Source organism: Rhizobium chutanense, from assembly GCF_002531935.1.
GTDB classification, from domain to species: Bacteria; Pseudomonadota; Alphaproteobacteria; order Rhizobiales; family Rhizobiaceae; genus Rhizobium; species Rhizobium chutanense.
This window is the reverse complement of sequence record NZ_NWSV01000015.1, coordinates 101,538-127,236: the sequence shown is the minus strand read 5'-3', so window position 1 is coordinate 127,236 and position 25,699 is coordinate 101,538. Positions and strand designations below refer to the sequence as shown.

The window sequence follows — 25,699 nt, the reverse complement described above, 5'->3', positions numbered from 1 at the left end:
TTCGAATATGCAACTTGACAACCCAGATAGTCGCTCATCCGGCTGCCGCCACCTTCTCCCCGTAAACGGGGCGAAGGGGTATGCCGCGACGTCTCCGCTCCAACCTCGACGTTGCGTTTGGCACGTCCCCTCTCCCCGTTTTTACGGGGAGAGGGTTAGGGTGAGGGGCAACCGCTTCGGCGCGAACCGGACAGCAGCGCACAGGGTCGAGGATAACGCCACCTTTGATTTACCCGCATCTCTTGATATCAGGTCAGCATCGCTTTCGACGAAGTTTGGTCCATGACAGATTCCACCGACACCGTGCGAGCCTCGACAATCCTGATCGTCGATGACGAGCCCGCCAATGTTTCGCTGCTGGAGCGCATTCTCAAGCGCGAAGGTTTTACGGCGCTGATCAGCACCACCGAGCCGCGCGAGGCCCTGCGGCTGTTCCGCGAGCATCCCGTCGATCTCGTCCTTCTCGACCTGATGATGCCCGATCTCGACGGCTTTGCCCTGCTGGAAACCTTCGCAAGGCTCATTCCCGATAATAGCTACCTGCCGATCCTGGTTCTGACCGCCGATGCGACCTTGCCGACGCGCCGGCGCGCGCTTTCCCTCGGCGCCAAGGATTTTTTGACGAAGCCCTTCGACGCGATCGAAGCGATCTTACGCATCTTCAATCTGCTCGAAACCCGCATGCTGACGCTGGAGCTTGCCAGACACGGCTTAGCGACGCCGAAATCGGAACGTCCGCGCATCGATTGATCGCAGCCGGCTCTATCTTGGGCGACGGTCGTTCGCCATTGGCGGATGCTGCCCGAGCAGTTCGGCGGCGATCGGCAGCAGAGAGGCCGCCTCGGCAAGCCCGGCCGGACCGAGCAGCTGCGTCACCAACAATGTCGGCCTGATCAGCGGCCGGCGGCCGGGCACGTCGAGAGCACCGAGATCGACGCGGGCACAAAGCCGTTCCAGGATTTCACGCGGAAAGAAACCGCCGACGACAATCGCGTCGGGATTGAAGAGCTGAACCACCGTCGCGAGCGGCTTCGACAGTTTCTCGCCGCGATCGTCGATCCAGTCGAGCAGGCGTCTATCCCCGTCATGAAACAAGCGCGCCAGGAAATCATCCGAGAGCTGGTCGAGCGGACAGCCGAGATGCCGGGCAAGATCGGGAAGGCTTGGCCGTTCGCCGGTTTCGGGGATCAGCGCACCGATATTCGCCGCCTGGTTATGGGCGCCGCGAAAGACGGCGTCTTTGGCGAAAAGACCGCCGCCGACGCCGAAATCGAGCGTGATATAGAACAGGCCGCGGTGGTTGGTCCGCGGCCGCTGCGCCTCGAAAGCCGCGACGCAATAGGCGCCGTTGTCCCAATAAACAGGAAGCCGGAAGCGGGCGCTGATCGTCTCGGCAAGTTCCTGCAAAGGCAGGGCGGCCTGCGTCGGCGTTACCTCGAACAGCGTGCCGTCCTCGCCGACGATGGCGGGAACCGCATGTCCGACGCCGAGGATCGGTGACGGCGAGCCGGCGATCAGCCGGGCAATATCGTCAAGGATCGGCTCGATGACGGCATCAACCTGCCGCGCCACGCGTTCCCGGATATTGCCGCTGAGGTCGGAGCGCGTGACGGCATAATACCCCTGCCTGACATAGAGGCCGATGCTGTGAAAGGCGTCGTCGTTCAGCGATAGCCGGAGCGGCGGCTGGCCGCGTTCGCCGCCATCGAGCGTGGCGCGTTCCTCGCGGACCAGTTTGAAACGATCGAAATCAGCGACGGCCTTGGTCAGCATCGATTTCGACAGGCCGAGCGCTGCCGCGATCTCCGTCCGGCTTTTCCCCGGATGCAGGCGGATATGGCGCAGGACGGCATATTCGATGTCGGTCAGGCTGACCGGTCGCGGCCGGGGTCCCAGATCTGCGTGCAAGCGGGCGAACTTTCCGAAGGAGACGAGCGAATCCCAGAATAGGCCGTTGTCATATTCATGTCATGCACTTAATCTAAGTGCACGGCGTGAACTTAACTAGGTCGATCGGGAGAGAACATTGGCGAGCTTGTCCATCCAGGGCGTGAGCAAGACCTTCCCGAACGGGCATAAGGTTCTTGACGACATCACGATCGACGTCGCTTCGGGGGAGTTCCTGACGCTGCTTGGGCCGTCGGGATGCGGCAAGACCACGCTTTTGAAGGCGATCGCCGGTTTCCATCCGCTCACCTCCGGCCGCTTTCTGATCGACGGCAAGGACGTCACCGCGCTGCCGCCGGAGCGCCGCAACACGGCCATGTGTTTCCAGTCCTACGCCCTTTTCCCGCACATGACCGTGGCCGAAAACATCCTGTTCGGTCCCCGGCAGAATGGCGCGGGCAAGGCCGAATGCCATGCGAGGCTCGAAGCCGCCCTGCAACAGGTGGATCTCGCCGCGCATGCCACGAAGCTGCCGTCCGCCCTCTCGGGCGGGCAGCAGCAGCGTGTGGCGCTTGCCCGCGCCCTGGCCATGCGGCCTGGCGTGATCCTGTTCGACGAACCGCTCTCCAATCTCGACGCCAAACTGCGCGAGCAGGTGCGTTTCGAAATCCGCGCGCTGCAGGCCGAGCACGGCTTCACCGCGATCTACGTCACTCATGACCAGGCCGAGGCGCTCGCCATGTCCGACAGGATCGTCGTGCTGAACGGCGGCCGCATCGCGCAGATCGGCGCGCCTGATGAAATCTACGACCGCCCGGCCACCCGTTTCGTCGCCGATTTCATCGGCGCGGCGAATATCCTCAAGGCCGATATATTGGGCTTGGCCGGTGAAACGACCTGGCGTGTGCGCACCGATCTCGGGGAATTCGACATCCGCTCGGAGAGCGACCCCAAGGCGCCGAAGCATTTCGTCTGCTGGCGGCCGGAAGCGGCCGAGATCGTTTCGGAGGCGCAGGCACCGCAAACCAACACCTTCCGGGCCCTAGTGACCGCCCAGGCCTTCCAGGGCAATGTCACCGACGTGCTTGTCAAGAGCGGCGCTAGCGATACCGCCTTTCGCATTCAGACCCGCCGGCCGCTTGCCATCGGCGCTTCCGTGACGCTCCGCGTCGATCCCGCGAGCTTGTGTTTCCTGGAGGCGGCGACGTGACGGCGGGCAATGCCAGCTGGAGGCGAGCCGTCTTCATCGGCCTGCTGCTTGCGACCGGGATCGGCCCGATCGTTGTTCTCGTCGGCACCGTGCTCGGCATGGCCGTCGCCCAATCCTTCGGCTATTTCAACTTCGCCGGTGAAAGCGGCTTCTCTCTGGCGTTCTGGGGCAAACAGCTCGCGAGCCCACTGCTTGCCGCTTCCGTCCTCTATTCGCTCAAGATCGCGCTGGTTTCGGCCGTCCTCTCGGTGGCGCTCGCCTATCCCCTGGCACTCTGGCTGCGCAATCCCTTTCCCGGCTCCCTGACGCTCGGCGCGCTGATCAAGGCGCCGATGATGGTGCCGGGCCTCGTCGCCGCCTTCCTCTTCGTCAACCTCATCGCCTTCCACGGCTTCGTCAACGAAGCGCTGCTCGACCTCGGCCTGATCGCCAAACCCTTCCGGATGCAGAACGACCGCTACGGCGCCGGCGTCATGCTGCTCCAGGTCTGGAAGAACATGCCTTTCGCCCTGCTGCTGCTCGGCGGTTCGGTGCGCTCGATCCACACCGACCTCATCGACGCCGCCCGCGATCTCGGCGCCGGTGCCTGGGCGCGCTTCTACAAGATCACCCTGCCGCTGACGCTGAAAGCCATGCAGGCGGCACTCGTGATCATCTTCATCGGCGCCGCAGGCGACTATTCCTTCCAGGTGATCGCCGGTCCGACGAGCGTCAGCTCGCTCGCCCAGTACATGTATACGGTGCAGCACGAATTCGGCCAATGGAACGAGGCGGCCGTCGTCGCGATCGTGCTGATGGCCGTCGCCCTTTTCGGATCGCTGCTGCTGGCGGCCACAGCCCACATCCTCTTTGCCGGCAGGAGAGCGTGATGTCGGGAAAATCCTGGAACCGCCTGCTCGCCATCCTGCTCGGCCTGGTGCTGATCATCTGGCTCGTCGTTCCCTTCGGCATGGCCGTGCTCTGGTCCCTCGTCGATCCCGACAAGGCCTGGAGCTATCCCGACCTCCTGCCGCAGAAGCTCTCCTTCCGCCGCTGGAGCGAGATGTGGGAGACGACCAATCTCGCGGTCGCGATTGCCAACAGCTATATGCTGGCGCCGATCGTCGCCTGCGCCACGCTGCTGCTCGCAGCACCCACGGCCTATGCCTTCGGCCGTCTCGAATTTCCGGGCAAGCCGGTCGCGCAATTCACAGCGCTCCTGCCGCTCGTGCTGCCGGGCTTCGTCATCGCGCTGTTCTTCACGGCACTTCTGAACCGGATCGGCATCTACAATAAATTCCTGGGCATCGTGGTCGGCCACACCGTGCTGTTCCTGCCCTATGCGATCCGCATTCTCTCCGTCTCCTATTCGCTGGTCCGTCAGGATCTGATCGACGCGGCGCGCGATCTCGGCGCCAGCCGTTTGGCGCGCTTCTCGGCCGCCTATCTGCCGGTGCTGAAGCCCGGAATCCTGGCGGCGCTGGTCATCGTCTTCATCCAGAGCATCGAGGAATTCGCCCTCTCCTTCGTGCTCGGATCGCCCGATTTCACCACCGTTCCGACCATCCTCTATTCCTATCTTGGCTACAATTTCATCCGGCCGAACGCGGCAGTCGTGTCGCTGATCCTGGTCGTCCCCAACATCATCCTCATGCTTCTCTTCGAACGGCTGCTGAAGAGCAACGGCGCCGTGACACTTGGCGGCAAGGGATGAGGTCCATCCAGTCCAACCATCGGAGCAATCGCATGTCACAACGCCTGATCCCGCTGCTGATCGCAGCGGCCGCCTTCGCCACCCCCGCCGCGGCGGCCGACGACCTTCTGAAGAAGCCATGGAACGACATCATCGACCAGGCCAAACAGGAAGGCGAGGTCGTCTGGTACAACTGGTTCCTCCAGCCCCGCTTTCGCGAGCTGAGCAAGGGCTTCGAGGAGAAATACGGGATCAAGGTCACCATTCCCGACGGCACCTCTGACGGCAACCAGAACAAGTTCCTCGCCGAGCGCGACCGCGCGGAAGGCGATATCGACGTGATGTCGCTCGGCGGCGATCAGCTGCCGAAGTTCGACGTGACGGCCTATTTCCTCGGCCCGCTCGATATCCTGCCCGGCTATGCCAAGCTGCGCACCAAGATCAATGGCGGCGACGGCAAGGGTTACGCGGTCGCCTTCTGGGGCAACCAGACCGGTCTTGCCTATGACCCGACCCAGATCGACGCGGCGAAGCTGCCGCAGAGCTTCGACGACCTCACCAAATGGATCAAGGAGAACCCGCAGGCCTTCGCCTTCAACGATACGCGCGGCGGCGGCGCCGGCAACGCCTTCCTGCAGACGGTGATCCGCGCAACCGTCAAGCCTGAGGATATCGAAGCCGCCAACTTCCAGGTCGCCTGGGACTGGTTTGCCGCCAACAAGGCGAATTACGGTTTCACCGCCTCCAACGCCGACAGCCTGACCCGCCTCAACGGCGGCGAGTTCCAGATCGTCTCGGCCTGGGAAGACCATCTCGCCGGCCTGCAGCAGAAGGGCGAGATCGACAAGCGGATGAAGTTCTACATTCCGAAATTCGGCATGCCCGGCGGCGGCAATGTCGTCGGCATCCCCGCCAACGCCAAGCACAAGGCTGCGGCACTTCTCTTCGTCGACTGGCTGACCTCGGCCGAGACCCAGACCTTGCTTTCCAAAGAGATGGGGGCTGCCCCCGTCAACAGCGATGCAACCGCCGTTCCCGGCGGCGTGCCGGCTGAACAGCGCGCCAACGCCGTGGACTGGCTGCCGGTCAAGCAGGCCGACGCCGTCAAGGCGCAGTTCCTCGAAAAGGTCGTCATGGGCCAGTAATCCGGGAACAAGACGATATCATGCAGCGATCTCACGAGCATCAGGAGCGTCAGCCATCGGCTGGCGCTCGTCCCGCCGATCCCACCGGCGTCCATACCAAATTCAATCTCGATGGCAGCGTGCGGGCCTTTCCCGGCAATACGATCATCTGCCATCTCGCCCCGGCGAGCCGGCTCTACGCCGCGCTATCGAGCCTTTACGGCGCGCTGGAGATAAGCGATCTTGCCGGCCTCTACACGCTGCTGCCGCCTTCGAGCTGGCACATGACCGTGTTCGAAGGCGTCTGCGACCAGGTCCGCCAGCCGGGCTTCTGGCCCGACGATCTCGGCCTCGATGTGCCCTTGGCCGAATGCGACGCGCTGTTTGCGGACAAGCTCTCCGCCTTCGATCTCGGCAGCGCCCCATCCTACCGCCTGCGCATCGCCGGCTGGCAGCCGCTGGTCAACGGCATCGCGCTCAGGCTGGCGCCCGAGAGTGCTGAGGAAATGCGTCTCAGGCGGGTGCGCGACCGGCTGTCGGAGTTGCTTCAGCTCCGTCATCCCGGGCATGAGGATTATGTCTTCCACCTCAGCATCGCCTATCTGATCCGTCATCCCGATGAAGAGCAGCGGGCCGCGCTTTCGGCGCTGCTCTTCGAACTGCTGTCCGGCCTGCCTGACGAATTCGAACTCGGCGCCCCGGAATTCTGCCGCTTCGCCGACATGTTCGCCTTCCATCGCCAGTTCTTCCTGCGGCGCCAGCAGAGTGGTGGCTGACACAAACATTTCGGTGAAGGGGCCGGTGTGAGCCGGCCCCTTCGACTTCAGAACATCGTGTTCTTGTTGGCCGCTTCTTTCGGAACGGCCTGGATCACGTCCCAGTGCTCGACGATCTTGCCGTCCTTGACGCGGAAAATATCGACGATGGCCTCGCCGCGATCGTCGGCGCCGTTCGTTGCGTGCACATGCAGCCAGACGAGATCGCCATCGGCGGCACTGCGGACGATCTCCGCCTTCGATTGGGCATTGTCCTTGAAGAAGCCGGTGAAGAAGGAAATCAGAGGCTTCTTGCCGTCGGGAACCTGGGGGTTGTGCTGCCGGTAATCGTCGGCGATGACCGAGGCGGCCGATACGTCATGCTTGTTGAAGAACGTGTCGTAGAATTCCACCACCAGCTTGCGGTTGGCTTCCTCGACCTTCAAATCCCGCGCGGCCGATTCGGCAAAAGCGCCTGACGGCGCGGCAATGCCGGCAAGAATGGCGAGTGCGAAAAGCGATTTCCCGAAAGTCATGCATCAAACTCCTTGGTATGGATTGGCGATCTAGTCTAAAAAGCAGACTATGAGAGCTGGTCTATGAAACCTCGCCATGCCCGGCAAGAAGGCAGGTTTTGGTGGCAAGGTCAGCCTGTGGTGACCAAGGAGAGGGCATGCCCAGGGAAACGGACGTGCCGAAACAACAGCCCGGCGGGGGCTGCCCGATCAGAGGCGTGCTCGATCGCATTGGCGATCAATGGAGCCTGCTCACCCTCGAAGCGCTTGAAGGCGAAAAAAAGCGCTTCAACGAACTGCTGCGCGAGATCGGCGACATTTCGAAACAGATGCTCTCCAAGACATTGCGGCATCTGGAACAGGACGGCTTCATCAGCCGCACCGTCTATCCCGAGGTTCCGCCACGGGTGGAATATGAACTGACGGAGATGGGGCGATCCTTCCTGCTTCCGATGAAGGCTTTGATCGGCTGGGCCGAACAGAACCACCCGGCCATCATCCGCGCGCGGCAGCGGCATGAAACGGGTGAGCACGGAGTCTAACAGAGCCTCCTGAGGCACCCCGCAAGGGGGCTCGAAGGACGAGGCGGATGCGCCGACGTCAGGCGAGCAGCACCTTCCCACCCGTCCGGAAGGGCAGGGCGGCGCGCAGCGCCTCGCCGATCTTTTCCAGCGGAAACACCTCCCGCACTTCGGTCGCGATCACCTTCGAGGCGATCTGCACGCCGATCTCCGAATAGGCGCGCTGGACGTCGCTCATCGCCTCGGCATGGACCCATTCGCGGAGATGACAATAGGAAAAGGCGATATCAGGATGGGATGCCCAGAAGGAGGGCGGGATGCTCTCTCCAGACAGCAGGCCGTAATGCACGAAATGTCCGCGAGGTTTCAGCGCATCGGCCAACACCGAAGCACGCGCGCCGCCGACGCAGTCGAGCACGGCGTCGAGCCCGTGCCGGCCGGCCAAGCCGGCGGCGAGATCGCCGTCCGCCCTGTCGATAATGACAGCCTCAAGCCGGCCGCTGAGCCGCTCAAGCGATTGCTCGCTGCGGACGATCGCCACCGGCTCCACGCCAATAGCATTCGCCATGCCGATCAGGATGGACCCGATCGACGAGGCGGCGGCATTGATGGCGATGCGCATGCCTGACTTCAGTCCGATCTTCTTGTGCAGCATCAGCCAGGCGGTCATCGGGTTGACGTAGCTGGTCGCCGCTTCGAAATCGGAAAGCGCGTCGGGTACGCGAAGGCACCAGCTCGGATCGGTATCCTTGAACTCCTGCCAGCCGCCGGCGCTCAGCACCGGCAAAACGCGCGTTCCGGGGGAAAGGCCATAAACCTCTTGACCGCATTCTTCGACCACGCCGAAGGCTTCGAAGCCGGGGATGAAGGGCAGGGTCGTGCGTCCGGCATAGGCGCCTGAAATGGTGATGATATCGGAGGGATTGATCGAGCGCGCCAGCAGCCGCACCCGCACCTTGTCGCGCGAGAGCGGGGCGAGTTCGGCGCGTTCGATCCCGACGACCTCCTCGGCCGGCCCGAATTTTCGCACGACCGCCTGATATTGCATTTGCATCCCCCACACAGTCGGTTAGAACACGCCTTCGAAATTTCGGTGATCGAATGAGCGTTGACCACAGGCCTTTAGCATCGTTCCGGGTCTCGATGCGAGACATCGACATCTATGGCCATGTCCATAACTCGGTCTATCTCGATTATTGCGAGGATGCGGTCGTCGAATTCCTGCGCCACCGCGACATTCTCAGCCATTTCCGCCACACCACCTCGGGCGTCGCCTACCACGTCAAGAAGGCGGAGATCACCTTTCACAGCCCGATCGACGTCGACGATGTCGTCGAGGCGAAAGTCAATGTCGAGAAGATCGGGCGCTCGAGCCTCTCCTTCACGATCGAGCTCTATCGCCAGCGCGATGGCGCCCATTGCGCCTCGGGAGGCCTCGTCTGGGTCTGCGTCGGCCTTTCCGACAGCCGCCCGACCCCGATCCCCGAGGCCACCAGAGCCGCCTTGTCGCAGGGCTGACCATGCCGATCCACAAGGAACTTCTTCGACACGCCACGGAGAGACCGGACAAGCCGGCGGTCGTGATCGACGGCCACCCCTTGAACTATGGCGAACTCCATAGCCGCGCCCGGGCGATCTACCGCTTTCTCCACGCGCTTCCCCGCTCCAACCCCCGCGCATTCGATCTGCTCGGCGTCGAAAAACTTGTAGGCCTCAGCCTCGGCAATCACATCGCCTTTGCCGAGTATTTTGTCGCCGCCACAGCGCTGCCGAATGCTTGCGCTGTCATCGATCCGATGATGCCTGCCGAAAGGATCGAGCGCATCCTCGAGCGGCTGGCGCCTGACGTGCTCGTCGTCGACGACGATGCGAGCCCGAGCGCTGAAATCGGCCGCAGGCTCGGCATATCAGTCATCACCGTCGGCGCGGAGCCCTTCGACCTCGCGCGGGGAGACGAGCTGCCGGTCGATGCCGAGGGCATCTTCCTCATCGGCTTCACCTCGGGCACGACAGCCGAGCCGAAGGCCTATTATCGCTCTCGCGAGCAGTGGCGCCGGAGCCTCGACCGCGGGCGCCTTGTTTTCGAACTCCAGGATGCGCCCTCGACGCTCTGCCCAGGGGCGCTCGCGCATGGGCTGGCGCTCTACGCCCTGGTCGAAGCGCTCGATGCCGGGGCGACTTTCCATTCGATCGGGAAATGGGATGCCGGCACGGTCGCGCGCATGCTCTCCTCGGCTGACATAGAACGGCTGGTCGCCGTGCCGACCCACATCGCGGGTATCGCGCGGGCCTGGGCGGGCGAGGCCGGACTGACCTCGCTGCGCGACGTGATCACCGCCGGCGCGAAATTGAACCTCAACGAGGTCGAATCCATGCGCCGGCTTTTTCCGAAGGCGCGCATCCGCGAATATTACGGCGCCTCCGAGATTGGTTTCATGACCGTCTCCACACTTGTCGGCGGCGGGACCGATTTTCCGATCGACCGGGTCGGGCAAGCCTATCCCGGCGTCGAAATCTCCATCCGCGACCCCGAAGAAAACGACGTCGGCGCCGATGTGCCGGGCACCATCTTCGTCAACAGCGACCTGATCGCCGACGGTTATCTCTGGGGCGACGACGGCCAGGCGTTCCGGGTCACCCCGGCGGGCGCGACGGTCGGCGATCTCGGCGAGATCGATGAAAACGGCATGCTGCGGGTGATCGGCCGGTCGGGCGGCATGATGATCACGGGCGGCAACAACGTCTATCCCGCCGAAGTCGAGAGCGCGCTGAAAACCTGCCCCGGCGTCGAGGATGCCGTCGTCTTCGGGCTGCCGGATGCCTATTACGGCCAAAGGATCGTCGCCGTCGTCTCGGGCGAGGCGGCGGATGCGAAAAATCTCGCCGACCATTGCGCGGTGAGGCTTGCAAGGTTCAAGATCCCCAGGGAATTCCACCATATCGGCGCCTGGCCGATGACGAGCAGCGGCAAGATCGCGCGCGGGCAGGTAGAGGCATCGGTGATTTCGGGAGACGGTCTTGTCCTACGCCTATCAGCCTGACGAGGATTGGCAGCCGATCGTGGTCGCCGCTTACCGCACGCCGATCGGCCGCGCCTTCGGCGCGCTGTCGACGGTTGCAGCCGAAGACCTGCTGGCCCCGATCATCCGCCGGATCGTCGCGGAAACGGGCGTTTCACCCGATACCATCGATGACGTGCTGGTCGGTAATGCCGCGGGCGGCGGCGGCAATATCGGCCGGCTGGCGGCGCTCAATGCAGGCATGCCCATGGCCGTTCCCGGCGTTGCCATCGACCGGCAATGCGGCTCGGGGCTGGAAGCGATCATCCTGGCCGCGCGGCTGATCCAGGCGAAAGCCGGCTCGTGTTTTCTCGCCGGCGGCGTCGAAAGCGTCAGCACCGCGCCGTGGCGCGTGGAAAGGCCGAAAGCCAATGGAGCGCTGCCGCGCTTTTACGGCCGTGCGCGGTTTTCGCCTGAGGCGATCGGCGATCCCGAGATGGGCGTTGCCGCCGAAAACGTCGCGCGGGAGTTCGCCATCTCGCGCCAGAGGCAGGATGAATTCGCCCTGCGCAGCCACCGGCTTGCCGTCGCAGCGGCCGAAGCCGGCCTCCTCCGGCCGGAGATCGTCGAGATCGCCACCGGGCATGGTCTGGTGGACCGGGACGAATGCCCGCGCCCGACCACCTCGCTCGAGGCGCTCGCAAACCTGAAACCCGTCTTCCAGGCAGACGGTTCCGTGACGGCGGGCAATGCCTGCCCACTGAATGACGGCGGCTGCCTTGTGCTCGTCATGAGCCGCGGCATGGCGAAAAGCCTCGGCATCGAAAAGGGCCTTGCCTTCATCGACAGCGCCGCCGCCGGCGTCAACCCCAACCTGCTCGGCATCGGCCCGGTCGCCTCGTCCAAAAAGCTCCTGCAACGCCAGCCCGGGCTCTTGCTTTCCGAGATCGACGCCATCGAATTCAACGAGGCTTTCGCGGCCCAGGTTCTGGCCTCGCTGGATCAGCTCGGTATTGCTTCCGACGCGGTCAACCGTGAGGGCGGCGCCATCGCCCTCGGCCACCCCTTCGGCGCATCCGGCGCAATTCTTGTTAGCCGGCTATATAGTCAGCTGGTCCGCGGAGACCGCTGGTCGCCTGCCGCAACCGGCCTCGCCATGATCGGTATCGGCGGCGGCATCGGCCTGACGGCGCTGTTCGAGGCTGTCGGGCTTTCCTGAAAAGACGGCAGTATTGATTGCCCTTGGCTTGCCGGAACCTCCCGATTCCCTCTTCTCCCTCGGGGAGAAGAAGACATGCCGCACCGTCTCCCTTGCCCGCCATGACGGCTAACGCAAATCCCCTCCGTTTCCGCGCACTGCCCTACACCTTCGCATAGGCCGACAGCGACTGAGGGAGAATGGTTCAAAGCCGCGATCCGGCGCATCCTCCTGCCGATCGGTTCCGGCCGATGAGGCCGCTTCACGCGGTTTTTGCACTTCGAGCAGTTTCTGCTCGCCCTCGTTCAGCAATGGCAAGTCAACAGAGGAAATCCTCGCAAGGAGAAGGAGACCACCCATGAAGATCGTCATTATCGGCGGCACCGGCCTCATCGGCTCGAAGACCGTGGAAAGATTGCGCAAGAAGGGCCACGACGTCCTGCCGGCCTCGCCGAATACGGGCGTCGACACGATCACCGGCAAGGGCGTGGCGGAAGCGCTCGCCGGCGCTGAGGTGGTGATCGACCTCGCCAACTCGCCTTCCTTCGAGGACAAGGCCGTCCTCGAATTCTTCCAGACCTCGGGCCGCAACCTGCTCAAGGCAGCGGCTGCCGCCGGCGTGAAGCATCACATCGCGCTCTCGATCGTCGGCATGGAGCGCCTACAGGGCAGCGGCTATATGCGCGCCAAGATGGCCCAGGAACAGCTGATCAAGGCCTCCGGCATTCCCTACACCATCGTGCACTCCACCCAGTTTCACGAATTCATGGCCGGCATCGCCCAGGCGGGCACATCAGGCCAGACCACGCATCTGTCGCCGGCCTATATTCAGCCGATCGCTTCGGACGACGTCGCCGACGTCATGGCCGAGGTGGCGCTCGCGGCCCCCGTCAACGGCACGATCGAAATCGGCGGGCCGGAGAAGATCCGCCTTACCGACATTGCTACGCGCCTCTTCAAGGCGACCAACGATCCGCGTCAGGTGGTTTCAGATCCGCACGCCCAGTATTTCGGCGTCGAGCTCGAGGACAATTCGCTCGTCACCGGAGCCAATGCGCGGCTCGGCCGAATTCGCTTCGACGACTGGCTGACCCTCCAGCCGCCCCAGAAAAAGACCGCCTGATAGCAGGCGCCTGACGACCCGTTCCCATCAATTGAGGAGACAGACATGCTCAGAAAAATGATCTCGGCGGCCGCGCTCGCCATTACCCTTGCCGCCGGCACGCAGGCCGACGCCGCAGGCGGCGACGCGAAGGTTCGCGTCGTTTTCGACCAGAAGCTTCCCAATGTTCCCGGCAAGAGCATGAAGGGCGTGCTCGTCGAATATGCGCCGGGCGGCTCGTCGCCCGGCCATACCCACCCGGCCTCGGCCTTCATCTATGCCACCGTCCTCGAAGGGGCGATCACCAGCAAGGTGAATGACGGGCCGGAGAAGGTCTATAAGGCAGGCGAAAGCTTCCCGGAATTCCCTGGCGATCATCACGCCGTCAGCAAGAACGCCAGCAAGACAAAGCCGGCGCGCCTGCTCGCCGTCTTCGTGCTCGATACCGACGAGAAGGAACTGACGATCGACGATAAGTGAGGTCACACCCGATGCCCGGCGCCGCCGGGCATCGTTTCCTCCTCCGCCTCAGGCCGCCTGCAGCGCCATCTCCAGGTCGGCGATCAGATCGTCCGGATGCTCGATACCGATCGACAGGCGGATCGTCGATTCCAGCACGCCGATGCGCTGTCTGATATCGGCAGGCACACCGGAATGCGTCATCGCGGCCGGATGGCTCGCCAGCGATTCCGTGCCCCCGAGGCTGACCGCCAGTTTGAAGACCTGCAGCGCGTTCAGGAATTTGAAGGAGGCGGGCTGGCCGCCGCGGATGTCGAAGGAGAAGGTGGAGCCGGCGCCGCTGCATTGTGCGGCGAAAGTCCGGCCCGCCGGCGAATCCGGATCGTGATAGGGCAGGTAGTGAACCTTCTCGACCTTCGGGTGATCGCGCAGAAAATCGGCGACGGCCCGCGCATTGCTGTTGGCCCGCTCCATGCGCAGCTGCAGCGTTTCCAGCGAGCGGCCGAGCATCCAGCAGGAATGCGGATCGAGCTGCGTGCCGATCGCACCACGCAGCGCCTTGACCTGCTTGATGACAGCCTTGCGGCCGAGAACGGCGCCGGCGATCAGATCGGAATGGCCGCCGACATATTTGGTCAGCGAATAGAGCGAGATATCGGCGCCGTGCTCGATCGGCCGCTGGAAAACCGGGCCGAGCAGGGTGTTGTCGCAGACGATGATCGGCACATGTCCCTGCTTTGCGCCGATCGCGTCGGCCACGCGCCGGATCATCGCGACATCGACCAGGCTATTGGTCGGATTGGCCGGCGTCTCGATCAGAATGACGGAAACGCGGCCCTTGGCCATCGCCTCTTCCGCCGCCTTCTGCACCGAACCCTCGCTGACGCCGTCGGCAAAACCGATGGCGGCGACGCCGAGATTGAGGAAGGTCTTGGCGAGCAACGTCTCCGTACCCCCGTAGAGCGGCTGCGAATGCAGCACCGCATCGCCCGGTCGGACGAAGGCGAGCAGCGTGGTGGCGATCGCCGCCATGCCGGAGGAAAACAGCGCGCCGCTTTCCGTCCGCTCATAGACGGCGAGCCTGTCCTCGACGATCTCGCTATTGGGATGGTTGAAGCGCGAATAGACGAGGCCCGCGCCTTTGCCCGCCGGCGGCTCGCGCCGGCCCGAGACGTAATCGAAGAAGTCGCGGCCATCCTCGGCGGAATTGAAGACGAAAGTCGAGGTGAGGAATACCGGCGGCTTGACCGCCCCTTCCGAGAGTTCGGGATCGTAGCCGTAATTCAGCATCTGCGTTTCGGGATGCAGTGCATGATTGCCGATATGAGTTTTGGAAGGATGCGGGGCCGTCATGATCGTCTCCTCTGTCGGGATTGCCCAAGGACAACGTAACATCAAAATCGCGCTGGCGGAGCGATGATCGATGCCGCTCGTTAACGGTCAGCTGACGGTCTCGCCCAGAGTGTCGGCAATATAGGCGCCGCGCGCGCCCATCGGCAGCGGCGGTCCCGTCGTCGTATCCTTGGCGGTCTGATGTTCCAGTTCGGCGTTGAGTTCCGCGCCGATGATGAGAATGACGACGGAAAGCCAGATCCAGACGAGGAAGCCGATCAGTGCCCCGAGCGTGCCGTAGGTCGCGTTGTAATTGGCGAAATGATCGAGGTAGAAGGAGAAGCCGAGGGACATGGCGGCCCATGCGACCGTCGTCAGAACCGCGCCCCAGGTCATCCACCGAAACTTGGCAGGCGCCCGGCTGGGACCGAAGCGATAGACCGACGTCACCGCCACCGCGACGACGAGCAGAAGCAGCGGCCAGCGCAGGAGAAGCGCCATGTGCTCCTTGAATTGATCGAGCCAGAGATAGGAAAGCACCACCGGCATCACCCCGACGAGCACCACCATGACAATCGTCAACAGCACGGCGCACAGTGTGAAACAGAGGGCGGTCAGGTTGAGCCGGACCAATCCCCGCTTCTCGGTCTCTTCATAGGCGACGTTCATCGCGTCGAAGATCGCCAGCGTGCCGCTATGGGTGCTCCACAGCGCAATGCCGAGACCGACGAAGAAAGTGATGCCGAGCGTGCTGTTGCGCCGATTGACAAGTTCCTTGATCTGGTCGGCCAGCAGATCGAAGGCTCCGGGCGGCATGAGCACCGCCAGTTCGCGAAGGTGTTCGGATATGGTGACCGGATCGGCAATCAGCCCATAGAGGGCGACTAAGGCGGCCATGGCCGGAAACAGCGCCAGCAGCAGATAAAAGGTCACGCCCGCGGCAATCAGCGTGACCCGGTCGTCCAGCACTTCATGGTAAAGGCGCCAGAACACATCGCGAAGGCCGCGGTAGGGGATCGCCTCGGGCACCGCCGCGTTGCGCCCATGACCGTCCTCCGCGCTGCCGCTCTCCGCCGACAACGCCGGCGAACCGGCCTGCCTTGCCTGCATCAGCACATATGCCCCGACCGCTGCGGCCATCATCGCGGCGGCGATGGAGAACCTCTTGAGCCGGAGCACATCTGCCATTACCCTATCCTCTGATTTGCCATCCTCTGATTTGCTGGTGGATAACGCGGCGTGCCGCAGAAGGATGCAAGCCGTTGCTTTCTCGTATGCTTTCGAGCGCAGGGAAGGGCGATTGCAGCCAACAGCGCCGCGGAAAGCCAAGAGCGCCGCAGATGGCAATCCTCTGATTTTATTGATCTTCCCACGCAATACGGAACAGAATTCGCAGTTTAGTTTCGTTACTGCCGCATGAGGGAAATTTCGACACCCGTCGGCGCTGCCGCGAAGTGACGGCTCCGGAACCGCAAAATGGCGGCTCGGTCGCCTTTCTGACGCCGAAAACGACCGGCCCATCCGACTTTCGCGCCCGCCAGAAACCGGCGTCAGGCATCGAAAGCACGACAAGCGAACCAAACGCCGCCGCCTTCAACAATAGCGCCGGCGGCAACGGCCGGCAATGGCGGCTCTGTTTATCCCCGCCAAATATTGATCGCCGAGCACCGCCGCCCGACCCTCCAATGGTCCGATTGTCCGCGGACAACCGACCGGCCCCGACCCGCCAACAGGGGCGAAGCAATGCCGCACACCCCAAGAGAGCCTTCATCCTGAAGCGCCCCGCCGGGGCCTCGAAGGACGAGACGGGCGCGCCCTCGTCGATGAATGCAAGAAGCAACGCCGGAGCGCGTCCTTCGAGGCTCCGGCCTTCGGCCTACGCACCTCAGGATGAGGAGCCTTGGAGAATGCCGCCCCCAATAAGGAACTTCGGTGGGCGCCGCTCCAACGGAGGATCAGGAATCGGCGCCTCCCTGCGCAGCGCTGCAGACTGCGGCCCGGCCACAGAGGCCGGCGCCAGCCCCCAAGAGAGCCTCATCCTGAGGTGCCCCGCAGGGGCCTCGAAGAACGAGGCAGGCACGCCCTCTCCGAATGAATGTAGGAGCAGCGCTGGAGAATGTCGCCCGCAACGGGGGAACCTCGGAGAGTGCAGCACCCACAGAGGATTGGGAATCTGCACATCGATGCGCAGCGCTGCAGATCATGACTCGGCCGCAGAGGCCGGTGCCCGCGTCCAAGAGAGCCTCATCCTGAGGCGCCCCGCAGGGGCCTCGAAGGGCGAGGCGGGCGCACAAGAGGTTGATCATCCGATTGTCCGCGGACAACTGGCGAAGCCCCTGCCACTCCCAGAGAGAGAGTCTCATTTTGAATGCCCCGCAAGAGGCCGAGGAAGGTGTACCCACGCCCAATTAATGCAAGGAGCAACGCTGGAGCACGTCCTTCGAGGCTCCGGCCTTCGGCCTACACCCCTCAGGACGAGGAGCGCTGGAGAATGCCGCCTTCAACAAGAAGCCTTGGAGAAGACCGCCCCTCGATAGGAGCATCCGGAACCTACGCCTCAATGCGCAGCGCTGCAGATTATGGCCTTGCCACAGAGGCCGAGACCATCCCTCAAGAGAGCCTCATCCTGCGGTGCCCCGCAGAGCCTCGAAGGACGAGGCAAGTGCACCCACACCGAACGAATGCAGGGAGCAGCGCTGCGGCGCGTCCTTGGTGGCTGCGGCCTGCGCACCTCAGCAACTGTTTTGCTTTTTGCGAGCATGCGCAGGCGGAGGGCGGAGGACCATCTCTGTTCGGTTTGCGCACCAAGAAAGACCCCTCCCCAACCCCTCCCCACAAGGGGGAGGGGCTTAACCTGCCGCACCCGTTTTCCATGTCTTCGACGTTTCGAGTGGAACGAGGCGGACGCTCCGGGTTAGTCCCTCCCCCTTGTGGGGAGGGGTTGGGGAGGGGTCTTTCGCAAAAGTGGAGGGGGAACGGAGAGGTCGTGGCATGGCCCCCTCGCCCCGGTTACGGGGAGGTGCCGGCAGGCGGATGAGGGGCCGGTATCGGCAATCTGCCGGGCGAGACGAAAGCCAAGCCGCGGCACCCCCAACCTCCCTCATCCTTGCTGAGGCGTGGAGGCCAAAGGCCGGAGCCTCGAAGGACACGCCGCAAGGCTGCTCCTTGCATACATCGTCGGGGCACCTCAGGATGAGGAGCGCTGCAGATTATGGCTCAATCACAGACGCCGGAACCAGCCCTCAAGAGAGCCTCATCCTGAGGCGCCCCGCAGGGGCCTCGAAGGACGAGGCAGACGCACAAGAGGCCGAACACACCCAGATTGGGCGGCCGCCCAGCGTCAGTTGTCCGCGGACAACGCCACGCCGAATCCGGCCCGCACCATAATCAGCGGCGCGCCCAATTCCACCTTCCGCAAGCGTCGCCCGTCACGCCGCCCAACCACCAAGCTTGAATTTGCCGCAATGCGGCACTACCTCATGGCGGTCCGAGGCGCTTACCCCCCTCCGAGCTCCTCGGTCCGACGGACAGCATCCCTCCTCCCAGGCTGTCGGTCACTCTCGAAGCCCGGCGCCGCTCTCCCGCGCCGGGCTTTCCTTATTCTGCGAGCCGCCGTCATCGCGAAACAGGCGCGGCCCAGTTTCTCCATTCCTGTCGACCAGGCCTTCACATGAAATGACCGGACAGCCGGCGATCCGACAAATTACCCGCATCGCCAATCTGCGCCGCCGTCAGCCCGTCGGCTGTGAATGCTCAGGCGCCGTCATAGCAGAGCGCCCATTGGTCGCCGACATACCAGCAGCGTCCGATCGGCGGCTCCGTCTTCCAGAGCAGGCTTTTGATGAACTCGATGCCGCCGCGCTTGAACGCGGCCGTCAGCTTGTCCACCTCGTTCTCGTCGGTCGTCAATCCACCTTCGGCGCAGACGAAATACGCATTGCCGATCCAGCGCGCCGCAAATCCGGTCGCGCCGCGCTCGATACGAAGTGCGGCACCATGGGCCGCATGACGGCCGCCAGGTGCTGGACGGCCCTGGCGCGGCACGCCGAGCGGCAATACCAGGCGACCTCCGGGCCGCAGCCGTTCGATCCAGGGCGCGGCGGGACGCCCGACGCCGAAGTTGACGTAGATCGCATCCACCTCCTGTTGCGGCCATTGATTGCCGTCGGCGGCGATGACGCTGACATTGGCCCGATCGACAAGCGCCGCTTGAGCCTGGCCGGCCAGATTGGGATCCATCTCGACGGCATGGACATGACCGGTGGCGCCGACCAACTCCGCGAGAATGGCGCTGTAGTAACCGGTGCCGGCACCGATATGGGCGACACGATCGCCGATCTGCACGTCCAGTTCCGTCAGCAGACGGGCATGCAGCGACGGACTGCCATTGTTGACCCCCCTGTCGGGCTGCAGGGCGAACAGCGCATCCTGGTAGGCCAGCACCGGATCGGAGGAGAGCAGAGGGCGATAGCCGCCGCCGAGGTTGGCGATCTGCCATGGTGGCGCGCCGAGGAATTTTTCGCGGGGGACGACCGCAAAGGCCGCTTCGATCCGCGGGCTCGCCGTTGCCGCGGTTGCCACCACCTGGTGAGCGTAAGCACGGCGGATCAACGCAAGTTCTTCGGCGGTGAACATCGCAGTCGGCATGACCAATCTCCTGATATGGCTTTGGGCATTGATCCGTTCCGTTTCTTGCGCGTCCGTGCCTGCAGATCGATCCATCGATGCCAGATCATCATCGATAGCGTGGACAGCAGCCGCAAACACCGGGCTATTCGTGACGGAAGTTAAATATGATTTTGCTTCCATTGTAGAAAACTACGCTGCGACGTCATACGCTTAATATAGCGGAGGCTTTAGAATTCGAACCCGTCGACTGAGTAAAAGGGGCTGATTTGGGGGCAGGGTCGCTTTGACGGGCAACCGCGTCGTGGATACAGCCGTCACAGCGAATAATTCGAATAAATCATATTAAGATTTGGATCGTTGGCGATGCTAACCGGAGTCACCAGACTCTGGTTGAGGATGTATTGAGAGCATTGATCGAAGTCGTAACCGCGCTCAGTGCACTCGCTGTCGCGCTGCCATCGCGACTGAATGAGCTTCCTGACGGTCATGTTGTCGATATTTAGCGCCGATATTTTCTGCGTCTGACCGATATCGAGGCCCACAGCCTTGTAAGCGAGATAGGGCAGCTCGCTGCAGTAAATTGCATCGTTGTTGAAGGAGAAAAAGAGATCGTAGGGTTTGCCGTAAAGCGTGCGCGAATAGGATAAGAGCTGCCGCGCTTTTTCAGGCGTAAGGCGTGGATCGCGATAAATCGCTACCCGCCTCAATAAGCCGCGATTGACCCATTCTTTCAACGGCGTTTCCTTAACCTTTGCTGCGGCCTCTACGACCGTGATTGCACCGTTGTCGTTCTTGATGATGCCCATATGCGAAAAGGCGGAGCCGGTGGCAAAAATAATGGCGCTCGATTGGCTGCTGGTCGATGTTTGAAAAATCAGATCGCCATCTTTGAGCGGTGGATAATCGCCGCCTGCCGTGGCGAAGACCGTTCCAACGATAAGACAACCAAACAGCGCCGCTATGACCATCAACTTCTTCATGCCATCTCCAGAACCACTTAGAGCCTTCGATCACGTCGTCTTGATCTAGCGTCTCTTGCTCTGAAAAATGGCACACAGAAGGCCGATCATAAAACTCTAGGTAAGGATCGCTATTCCCCTGCGACGACGGTCGACCTTTGTGAGTTGACCATTCCTTCGCTGGACGGGTCGAATTTGTGCTGCCGCCTATTTTTCCCTACTTACGTCGCCTGACATCACTGGCCTGCGAGCAGGCCGCGCCGGCCCACCGCGTCGACATCGTCCTATAACGCCGCCGCCTCAGGCGTGAGGCACCGTATGATGCCCGCCGCCCAAGCTGAAACGTTTCTTGATCCGGTCGACCGGCGTTCCATCCTGCAGCGGAACCTGGAGCAGCCTGTCATAGGTCTCGAAGCCCATCTTGGCGTAATAGCCAAGTCCGCTGACATTGTCGGCGCGGATGGTCGCATTGATGAATTCGAGCCCGAGCTCTTTCGCCGCCGCCCTTGTCGCGGGAAAAAGCGCGCTGCCGACGCCCGCCGTCTTCGGGTGCATGCGAGCAAAAGTCGCAATGTCGGCGACGCCTTTGGGCGGATCGCCGTATAGGCTCAGCGATTGAAAGCCGACCAGCGACCGGCCGTGCTCGGCAACATGGCAGACAAGCGCAAACTCGCCGTCGATAAACCAATCGGCGAATTCGGCGGCCGAAAGCGGGGTCTCGAGAGCGGTCGTGCCGCCGGCTCGGATGATCTCGTTCAAGAGAGCGCTCAATTCCTCGGCGTCGGAGGAGACGGCTTTTCGAATATGCATGTCGTGGCTACCCCTTGGTCAATTGACAACCTATCGGCGAGATTCGGGGATGACAAGCCGCTATTGCGCCGGCCGGGATAAGGCAGCGTCAAGCCCGCCGGACACCATCAATCCCGAATTGGCGGGCGCCGACCTACCCGCCACGATGTCGCGCTACGGCATTGAATTCTCCGCTGCTCCATGTCATACGCACGGGCACTCCGTATTGCCGCGGCTGCTGAACCCAGGCACCCACGGAGAACAACATGAACGCGCCATCATCTATCGGTCGTACCAGCGACATTGCTGGGCATGTCATCAGGTCAGTCGTAGCACGCGACGAGCCGGAACAAAGTTTTACGCATTCACTTACGGATCTGGCTCGCGCTTTGCCGACGCCGGAGGCAATGGCCGAGAAGAACGCGTTGCTTCGGGCTGTCGTTACGACTCCCGACTTTCACCCCGGCAAACCCGTTCCCGTCGGCGTCGTGGCGGATGTGGAAGGCGCAGTGCTTCCGCACATGATCGGGTCTGACATCGGCTGCGGGATGCGCATGGTCGTTCTCGACAATGTCGCCGCAGAGCAGTTGGCGACGCCGCTGCTCGACCGTCATCTTCGCCATATTTTCTTCCAGGGCGGCCGTGACATTGCGCTGACAGGAATGGACCGGCATGCGATTCTGCGCGAGGGGCTGCCTGGTCTCCTTGGCAGTCTACAGCAGAAGAGCATTGGCCTGCTTTCCAAACTGGATCTTTCACGGGCATGGGCCGATCTCGAACGTCATTCGGACAATGGCGTTTTCGCCTGTGAAAACGTCGACGCCGATTTTGCAGATTACGCGGGGATCGACGACGCCCACCGTCGCGACGCGATCCTCGGTACGATCGGTGGCGGAAATCATTTCGTCGAACTCGGCTTTATCGATCACATCGCAGATGGCACCTTCGCGAGAGCCGCGGGCCTGAAGCCGGGCTCCGTCGTCCTTGTCGTCCACTCGGGTTCCCTCGACTTCGGACAGCGGGTGGGCACGGTAACCGGAGACAGGCTGAAGTCCGATTGCAAACCGGGTGAGGATTGGCGGGTGCTCTCCAGGGAAACCCAACCGGATCTCTATAAGAGATACATGAACGGTCATGCGAATGCGGTGAATGCGGCATTTGCCAACCGTTTCTTTATCGGGCTGGCGGCGATCGAGGCTGTCGCAAGAGCACTCGGACAGGAGGTCGAACATCATCTCGTCTATGACGCTCCGCACAACACGGTTTGGGAGAGCGGAAACGTCGTTCGCCACAGAAAAGGCGCCTGTCCGGCGAGAGGTGTCGGAACTCTGGCTGCCAGCCCCTACGAATGGTTCGGCGAACCGGTCATCCTGCCCGGATCGATGGGTGACGGCACATGGCTGCTCGCCGGATGCGGATCGACCGACTTTCTGGAGTCGGCCGCGCACGGGGCGGGGCGTAAGCTCTCGCGGCAGGAGGCACGCTCGCAAAGGGATATCGCCAATGCCCTGCGCGTCATCGGCCCAGTCGATCCGCAAAGTCCCTCATTGCAAGGCCGGCAGGATATCCTGGCCGAGATCCATGCGCGCCTCAAGGAGGAAGCACCGGCGGCCTATAAACCCATCGACAGCGTCGCCGAGCCCATGGTCGACGCGGGCATGGTCACGAAGGTTGCGAAGATCACGCCGCTGGTGACGGTAAAGGGGTGACGGATGCCGCACTACCAGAAAAACCGCAGCCGCTTGGCCCGTCCCTCATACCACCAACATCCCCTGCCGCTCGGCCAGCGTCACCACCGCGCGCGTGCCGGCATTGAACTCCAGAAAATCCGCCTCGATGCCGTCGCTGAAGATCACGCCGTGCTCCGGCATTTCGGAGACGATGGTGAGCGGCTGGTCCTGCGAGACGAGACCGGCGACGATGCTGGCGCCGGTGGTGCGGCTCGGGAAGGGTTCGCGCACGAAGTAGCGGAGATAGTCCGCATCCCAGGCGAAGGACATGTCGATCGCCCGGTCGGCGGGTTCGAGGCCGAGAGCGCTCGCGGCTCCGAGCCAGCCGGAATAGAGGCTCTTCAGCCAGCCGGTCGAGCCCATGCCCGTCGAGACGATGATGCCGCTGGAGGATTGGCGTTCCTCGCGTTCTTCGGCCTGCAGGATATAGCGCGCCGAGACGTGGCTTTGCGGGCCGATGAAGAGGTCGTTGACCGCGTGGATGACGGCGCCGGTGTTCAGCGTCGCCTTGGCCATGCTGACGCGTTTGATCGGCCGCCTGTTTTTCAGCGCCTCGCCGATCACTTTCGGAAGGCTCTTCGGGTTGAAGGGAAGCAGCAGTCCGTCCCAGCGCTTGGGATCGGGGTTGACGCCGAGAACCGGCTGCCCGTCGAGATATTTGAGCGTGTTGGCGACCAGGCCGTCCTGGCCGAGCACGACGACGACATCGTCGGGGCCGAAGACGAAGCTTGCGAGGTAGCGGCGGTCGAGGCGCTGGACGCGGGCGACGGCGCGCAGGCTCGCTTCCACCTCTGATATGGCCGTTTCGTATCGCTTCTTCTCGGCAAGGTAGTCGCTGAAGTCGGCGCCGAGATGCTCGACATAGAACTGCGCCTGCTGCACCGTGTTGTAGCGGGCAATGAGTTCGTCGAGCCGGGTCGGCCTGACGACCAGGATGATCTTGCGTTCGTCAGTGGCCGGCACGATCCTTGCCCTCCTGCGGCTGCAAGATCTCCCTGAGAAGATCGGGCGAGACGTTCAGCTGGCCGATCTTCGTCGCATTGTCGGCAAGGTCGCGGAAGGCGAGCGCCATCAGTTGGCCCGGCTGCATGCCGACCGAGGCAAGCGCCTGCAGCACTTTCGGATCGGCCTCTTCGAAAGATTTCATCATCGCCGTCATCGCATAGGCCTGGGCATCGGCCTCGGCCCGGGCATTGGTCGAGGCCAGGGTCACCAGGTCGCGGTTCTGCTCTTCGAGCGCGATCTTGCCGGCCATTTCTTCGCGGCGGATCTGCAACTGCCGTTCCTGCACAGCGCGCTCGGCCTCCATCTGCGCTTCGCGCACCTGCCGTCTCTTATTCTCCAGCGTGATCTCGGTGGCGATCTCGTTTTCCTTGATCGTCCGCTCCTGTTCGATCGCGGCATTGCGCCTGCTATAGATGGCTTCGTCGGCCTGCCGCAGCAGCGCTTCGCGGGCATGCGCTTCCAGCGCCTTCGCCGTCTCGGCCTTCGGCATCACGGCAAGCAGCGACAGGCCGAGAATTTCGAGGCCGAGCGCTTCAATCGTCGGATGGACCTTGAGCGCCTCCGCGACACCGGCGACGAGCGCCTCGCCTGAGGCCAGAACCTGTTTCAGCGACAGCGTCTGCACCTCGGCCCGCATCGCCACCTGGACGCGGTCGATCACCCGGGTCGAAAGCTTCTGCGGATCTTCCGAGACATAGTGCCCCCTGCGGTCGAGGGTGAAATTCAAGAGTGCCGCCGTGCGGCGCGGCTCGGCGATACGGTAGGTGATCTGCCCCTGCACGGTCACTTCCTGAAAGTCCGATGTCACCAGGGGAAAGATGAAAGGGTCGTTGACGCTGGCCGTCGGAACGAGCACGAGAGAGCTCGACGGCGAAAAATGCCAGAAGGCAAGTCCCGCGCCTTCGCGGACGGCTTTGCCGTTCTGATATTGGATGACGTATTGCGTGGGTTCCGTCTTGATGAAGCGCAGTCCGAACATGTCCGTTTCCCTATCCCTGACGCGAGCCCCTCGCTCGTGTCGAAAGGGAGAAAACACGACTTAGTGATAAATGTCAACTAACTTAGTTGAATATTTACACTAACACTGCTGCGTGTTATCTTCCCACCATGACAACACACGACAACGATGCCTTCAAACCGATCGCGACCGTCGATCTCGCCATTTTCTCGCTGTCGCCGGCGGGGCTTTCCGTGCTTCTCGTGCGGCGGGCCAATGCGCCCTTTGCCGGCGACCGGGCCCTGCCCGGCGGCTGGGTCCACATCGACGAGGATGCGGATCTGGAGGCTGCGGCGCGGCGTGTGCTGAAGGAAAAGACCGGCGTCGAAACACCCTACCTCGAACAGCTGCAGACGACGGGAAGCCGCAGCCGCGACCCGAGGGGCTGGAGCATCAGCATCGTCTATATCGCACTGCTTTCGGCCGACGCTGTCGCCAAACGGCAGGATCTTATGGCCGAGGAGGCCGAATGGCGGCCGATCGAGGGCGAGGGCGTTGGCTTGTCCCTTGCCTTCGACCATGCCTCCCTCCTCAAGGAGGCGCTTGCCCGCATCCGAGGCAAGGTCGAATATTCGAGCCTGCCCGGCCATCTGCTGCCTGTCCGTTTCACATTGAGCGAGCTGCAATCGGTCTATGAGACGCTTCTCGGCCGCAAGCTCGATAAATCGGCTTTTCGCAAGCGCATGGCGGAAGCCGATTTCCTGGAGCCGGTCGAGGGCGAGATGCGCCGGGCGAGCAACCGGCCAGCCCAGATGTTTCGCTTGAAGGACGCCCAGTCGCTAGTGCTTTTCGACCGGAGGATCTAGAGCCTTTCCT

Annotated in this window: 24 protein-coding genes; 14 read left to right on the top strand and 10 right to left on the bottom strand. The window is 62.9% G+C overall.

Features of this window, described 5'->3' with window-relative positions; genetic code table 11:
• The first annotated feature begins 282 nt into the window (after window positions 1-282).
• Window positions 283-750, top strand: coding sequence for a response regulator (locus tag CO666_RS21320; protein ID WP_097614183.1), 468 nt, complete (start codon window positions 283-285; stop codon window positions 748-750).
• A 12-nt stretch (window positions 751-762) separates the two neighbouring features.
• On the opposite strand, the gene CO666_RS21315 is transcribed toward CO666_RS21320, so the two are convergent.
• A complete protein-coding gene (locus CO666_RS21315) occupies window positions 763-1,908 on the bottom strand; it encodes an ROK family transcriptional regulator (protein WP_097614182.1) in 1,146 nt (381 codons plus the stop codon).
• A 118-nt stretch (window positions 1,909-2,026) separates the two neighbouring features.
• On the opposite strand from CO666_RS21315, the gene CO666_RS21310 reads away from it, so the two are divergent.
• The 5 genes from CO666_RS21310 to CO666_RS21290 are packed head-to-tail and all read left to right on the top strand — an operon-like array spanning window position 2,027 to window position 6,669.
• Window positions 2,027-3,097, top strand: coding sequence for an ABC transporter ATP-binding protein (locus CO666_RS21310; RefSeq protein WP_097614181.1), 1,071 nt, complete (start codon window positions 2,027-2,029; stop codon window positions 3,095-3,097).
• Entirely contained in the window at window positions 3,094-3,966 is an 873-nt protein-coding gene (locus CO666_RS21305; RefSeq protein WP_245436826.1) for an ABC transporter permease, read from the top strand. Before CO666_RS21310 ends, CO666_RS21305 begins: the two co-directional genes overlap by 4 nt.
• Window positions 3,966-4,790, top strand: a complete 825-nt coding sequence (locus CO666_RS21300) for an ABC transporter permease (protein ID WP_097614180.1) — start codon at window positions 3,966-3,968, stop codon at window positions 4,788-4,790. The genes CO666_RS21305 and CO666_RS21300 overlap by 1 nt, the downstream gene beginning before the upstream one ends.
• A 32-nt stretch (window positions 4,791-4,822) precedes the next feature.
• Window positions 4,823-5,914 (top strand): ABC transporter substrate-binding protein, encoded by a 1,092-nt coding sequence (locus CO666_RS21295; RefSeq protein ID WP_179869738.1) that lies wholly within the window; start codon window positions 4,823-4,825, stop codon window positions 5,912-5,914.
• Window positions 5,915-5,934: 20 nt separating this feature from the next.
• Window positions 5,935-6,669 carry a DUF1868 domain-containing protein gene (locus CO666_RS21290; RefSeq protein WP_097614178.1) on the top strand — a complete coding sequence of 245 codons (735 nt, stop codon included), beginning with the start codon at window positions 5,935-5,937 and terminating at the stop codon, window positions 6,667-6,669.
• 47 nt (window positions 6,670-6,716) lie between these two features.
• Here CO666_RS21290 and CO666_RS21285 read toward each other — a convergent pair whose 3' ends face one another.
• The gene (locus CO666_RS21285; protein ID WP_097614177.1) at window positions 6,717-7,184 is read right to left on the bottom strand and encodes a nuclear transport factor 2 family protein; all 468 of its coding nucleotides are present in this window, start codon (window positions 7,182-7,184) and stop codon (window positions 6,717-6,719) included.
• A gap of 137 nt (window positions 7,185-7,321) precedes the next feature.
• On the opposite strand from CO666_RS21285, the gene CO666_RS21280 reads away from it, so the two are divergent.
• Window positions 7,322-7,705, top strand: a complete 384-nt coding sequence (locus CO666_RS21280) for a winged helix-turn-helix transcriptional regulator (RefSeq protein WP_097614176.1) — start codon at window positions 7,322-7,324, stop codon at window positions 7,703-7,705.
• A 58-nt stretch (window positions 7,706-7,763) separates the two neighbouring features.
• On the opposite strand, the gene CO666_RS21275 is transcribed toward CO666_RS21280, so the two are convergent.
• Window positions 7,764-8,732 (bottom strand): zinc-dependent alcohol dehydrogenase family protein, encoded by a 969-nt coding sequence (locus CO666_RS21275; RefSeq protein WP_097614191.1) that lies wholly within the window; start codon window positions 8,730-8,732, stop codon window positions 7,764-7,766.
• Between the two features lie 53 nt (window positions 8,733-8,785).
• Between CO666_RS21275 and CO666_RS21270 the strand changes: the two genes are divergently transcribed.
• From CO666_RS21270 to CO666_RS21250, 5 genes are all read left to right on the top strand, one after another.
• Complete coding sequence (locus CO666_RS21270; protein WP_097614175.1) at window positions 8,786-9,202, top strand: acyl-CoA thioesterase; 417 nt, start codon at window positions 8,786-8,788, stop codon at window positions 9,200-9,202.
• 2 nt (window positions 9,203-9,204) lie between these two features.
• Entirely contained in the window at window positions 9,205-10,725 is a 1,521-nt protein-coding gene (locus tag CO666_RS21265; protein WP_097614174.1) for a class I adenylate-forming enzyme family protein, read from the top strand.
• The gene (locus tag CO666_RS21260) at window positions 10,703-11,902 is read left to right on the top strand and encodes a thiolase family protein (protein ID WP_097614173.1); all 1,200 of its coding nucleotides are present in this window, start codon (window positions 10,703-10,705) and stop codon (window positions 11,900-11,902) included. The genes CO666_RS21265 and CO666_RS21260 overlap by 23 nt, the downstream gene beginning before the upstream one ends.
• A gap of 337 nt (window positions 11,903-12,239) precedes the next feature.
• Window positions 12,240-13,004 (top strand): SDR family oxidoreductase, encoded by a 765-nt coding sequence (locus CO666_RS21255; RefSeq protein ID WP_097614172.1) that lies wholly within the window; start codon window positions 12,240-12,242, stop codon window positions 13,002-13,004.
• A 45-nt stretch (window positions 13,005-13,049) separates the two neighbouring features.
• The gene (locus CO666_RS21250; RefSeq protein WP_097614171.1) at window positions 13,050-13,463 is read left to right on the top strand and encodes a cupin domain-containing protein; all 414 of its coding nucleotides are present in this window, start codon (window positions 13,050-13,052) and stop codon (window positions 13,461-13,463) included.
• A 48-nt stretch (window positions 13,464-13,511) separates the two neighbouring features.
• Here the strand turns inward: CO666_RS21250 and CO666_RS21245 are convergent, their stop codons facing one another.
• The 5 genes from CO666_RS21245 to CO666_RS21225 form a co-directional block, all read right to left on the bottom strand.
• Entirely contained in the window at window positions 13,512-14,795 is a 1,284-nt protein-coding gene (locus CO666_RS21245) for a cystathionine gamma-synthase family protein (protein ID WP_097614170.1), read from the bottom strand.
• A gap of 87 nt (window positions 14,796-14,882) precedes the next feature.
• The gene (locus tag CO666_RS21240) at window positions 14,883-15,962 is read right to left on the bottom strand and encodes a YihY/virulence factor BrkB family protein (protein WP_097614169.1); all 1,080 of its coding nucleotides are present in this window, start codon (window positions 15,960-15,962) and stop codon (window positions 14,883-14,885) included.
• A gap of 2,565 nt (window positions 15,963-18,527) precedes the next feature.
• Window positions 18,528-19,421 (bottom strand): protein-L-isoaspartate O-methyltransferase family protein, encoded by an 894-nt coding sequence (locus tag CO666_RS21235; RefSeq protein WP_097614168.1) that lies wholly within the window; start codon window positions 19,419-19,421, stop codon window positions 18,528-18,530.
• Window positions 19,422-19,717: 296 nt separating this feature from the next.
• On the bottom strand, window positions 19,718-20,383 hold the full coding sequence (locus CO666_RS21230; protein WP_097614167.1) for a YiiX/YebB-like N1pC/P60 family cysteine hydrolase: 666 nt from the start codon (window positions 20,381-20,383) through the stop codon (window positions 19,718-19,720).
• Window positions 20,384-20,662: 279 nt separating this feature from the next.
• The gene (locus CO666_RS21225; protein ID WP_097614166.1) at window positions 20,663-21,172 is read right to left on the bottom strand and encodes a GNAT family N-acetyltransferase; all 510 of its coding nucleotides are present in this window, start codon (window positions 21,170-21,172) and stop codon (window positions 20,663-20,665) included.
• A 245-nt stretch (window positions 21,173-21,417) separates the two neighbouring features.
• Here CO666_RS21225 and CO666_RS21220 point away from each other — a divergent pair, with 245 nt between their 5' ends.
• Window positions 21,418-22,860: an RtcB family protein gene (locus tag CO666_RS21220; RefSeq protein ID WP_097614165.1), complete on the top strand. Its 1,443-nt coding sequence runs from the start codon at window positions 21,418-21,420 to the stop codon at window positions 22,858-22,860.
• Between the two features lie 45 nt (window positions 22,861-22,905).
• Here CO666_RS21220 and CO666_RS21215 read toward each other — a convergent pair whose 3' ends face one another.
• Window positions 22,906-23,844 carry a diacylglycerol kinase catalytic domain-containing protein gene (locus CO666_RS21215; RefSeq protein WP_097614164.1) on the bottom strand — a complete coding sequence of 313 codons (939 nt, stop codon included), beginning with the start codon at window positions 23,842-23,844 and terminating at the stop codon, window positions 22,906-22,908.
• Window positions 23,831-24,865: an SPFH domain-containing protein gene (locus CO666_RS21210; RefSeq protein WP_097614163.1), complete on the bottom strand. Its 1,035-nt coding sequence runs from the start codon at window positions 24,863-24,865 to the stop codon at window positions 23,831-23,833. The genes CO666_RS21215 and CO666_RS21210 overlap by 14 nt, the downstream gene beginning before the upstream one ends.
• A gap of 128 nt (window positions 24,866-24,993) precedes the next feature.
• Here CO666_RS21210 and CO666_RS21205 point away from each other — a divergent pair, with 128 nt between their 5' ends.
• A complete protein-coding gene (locus CO666_RS21205; RefSeq protein WP_097614162.1) occupies window positions 24,994-25,689 on the top strand; it encodes an NUDIX hydrolase in 696 nt (231 codons plus the stop codon).
• Window positions 25,690-25,699: the final 10 nt, after the last annotated feature.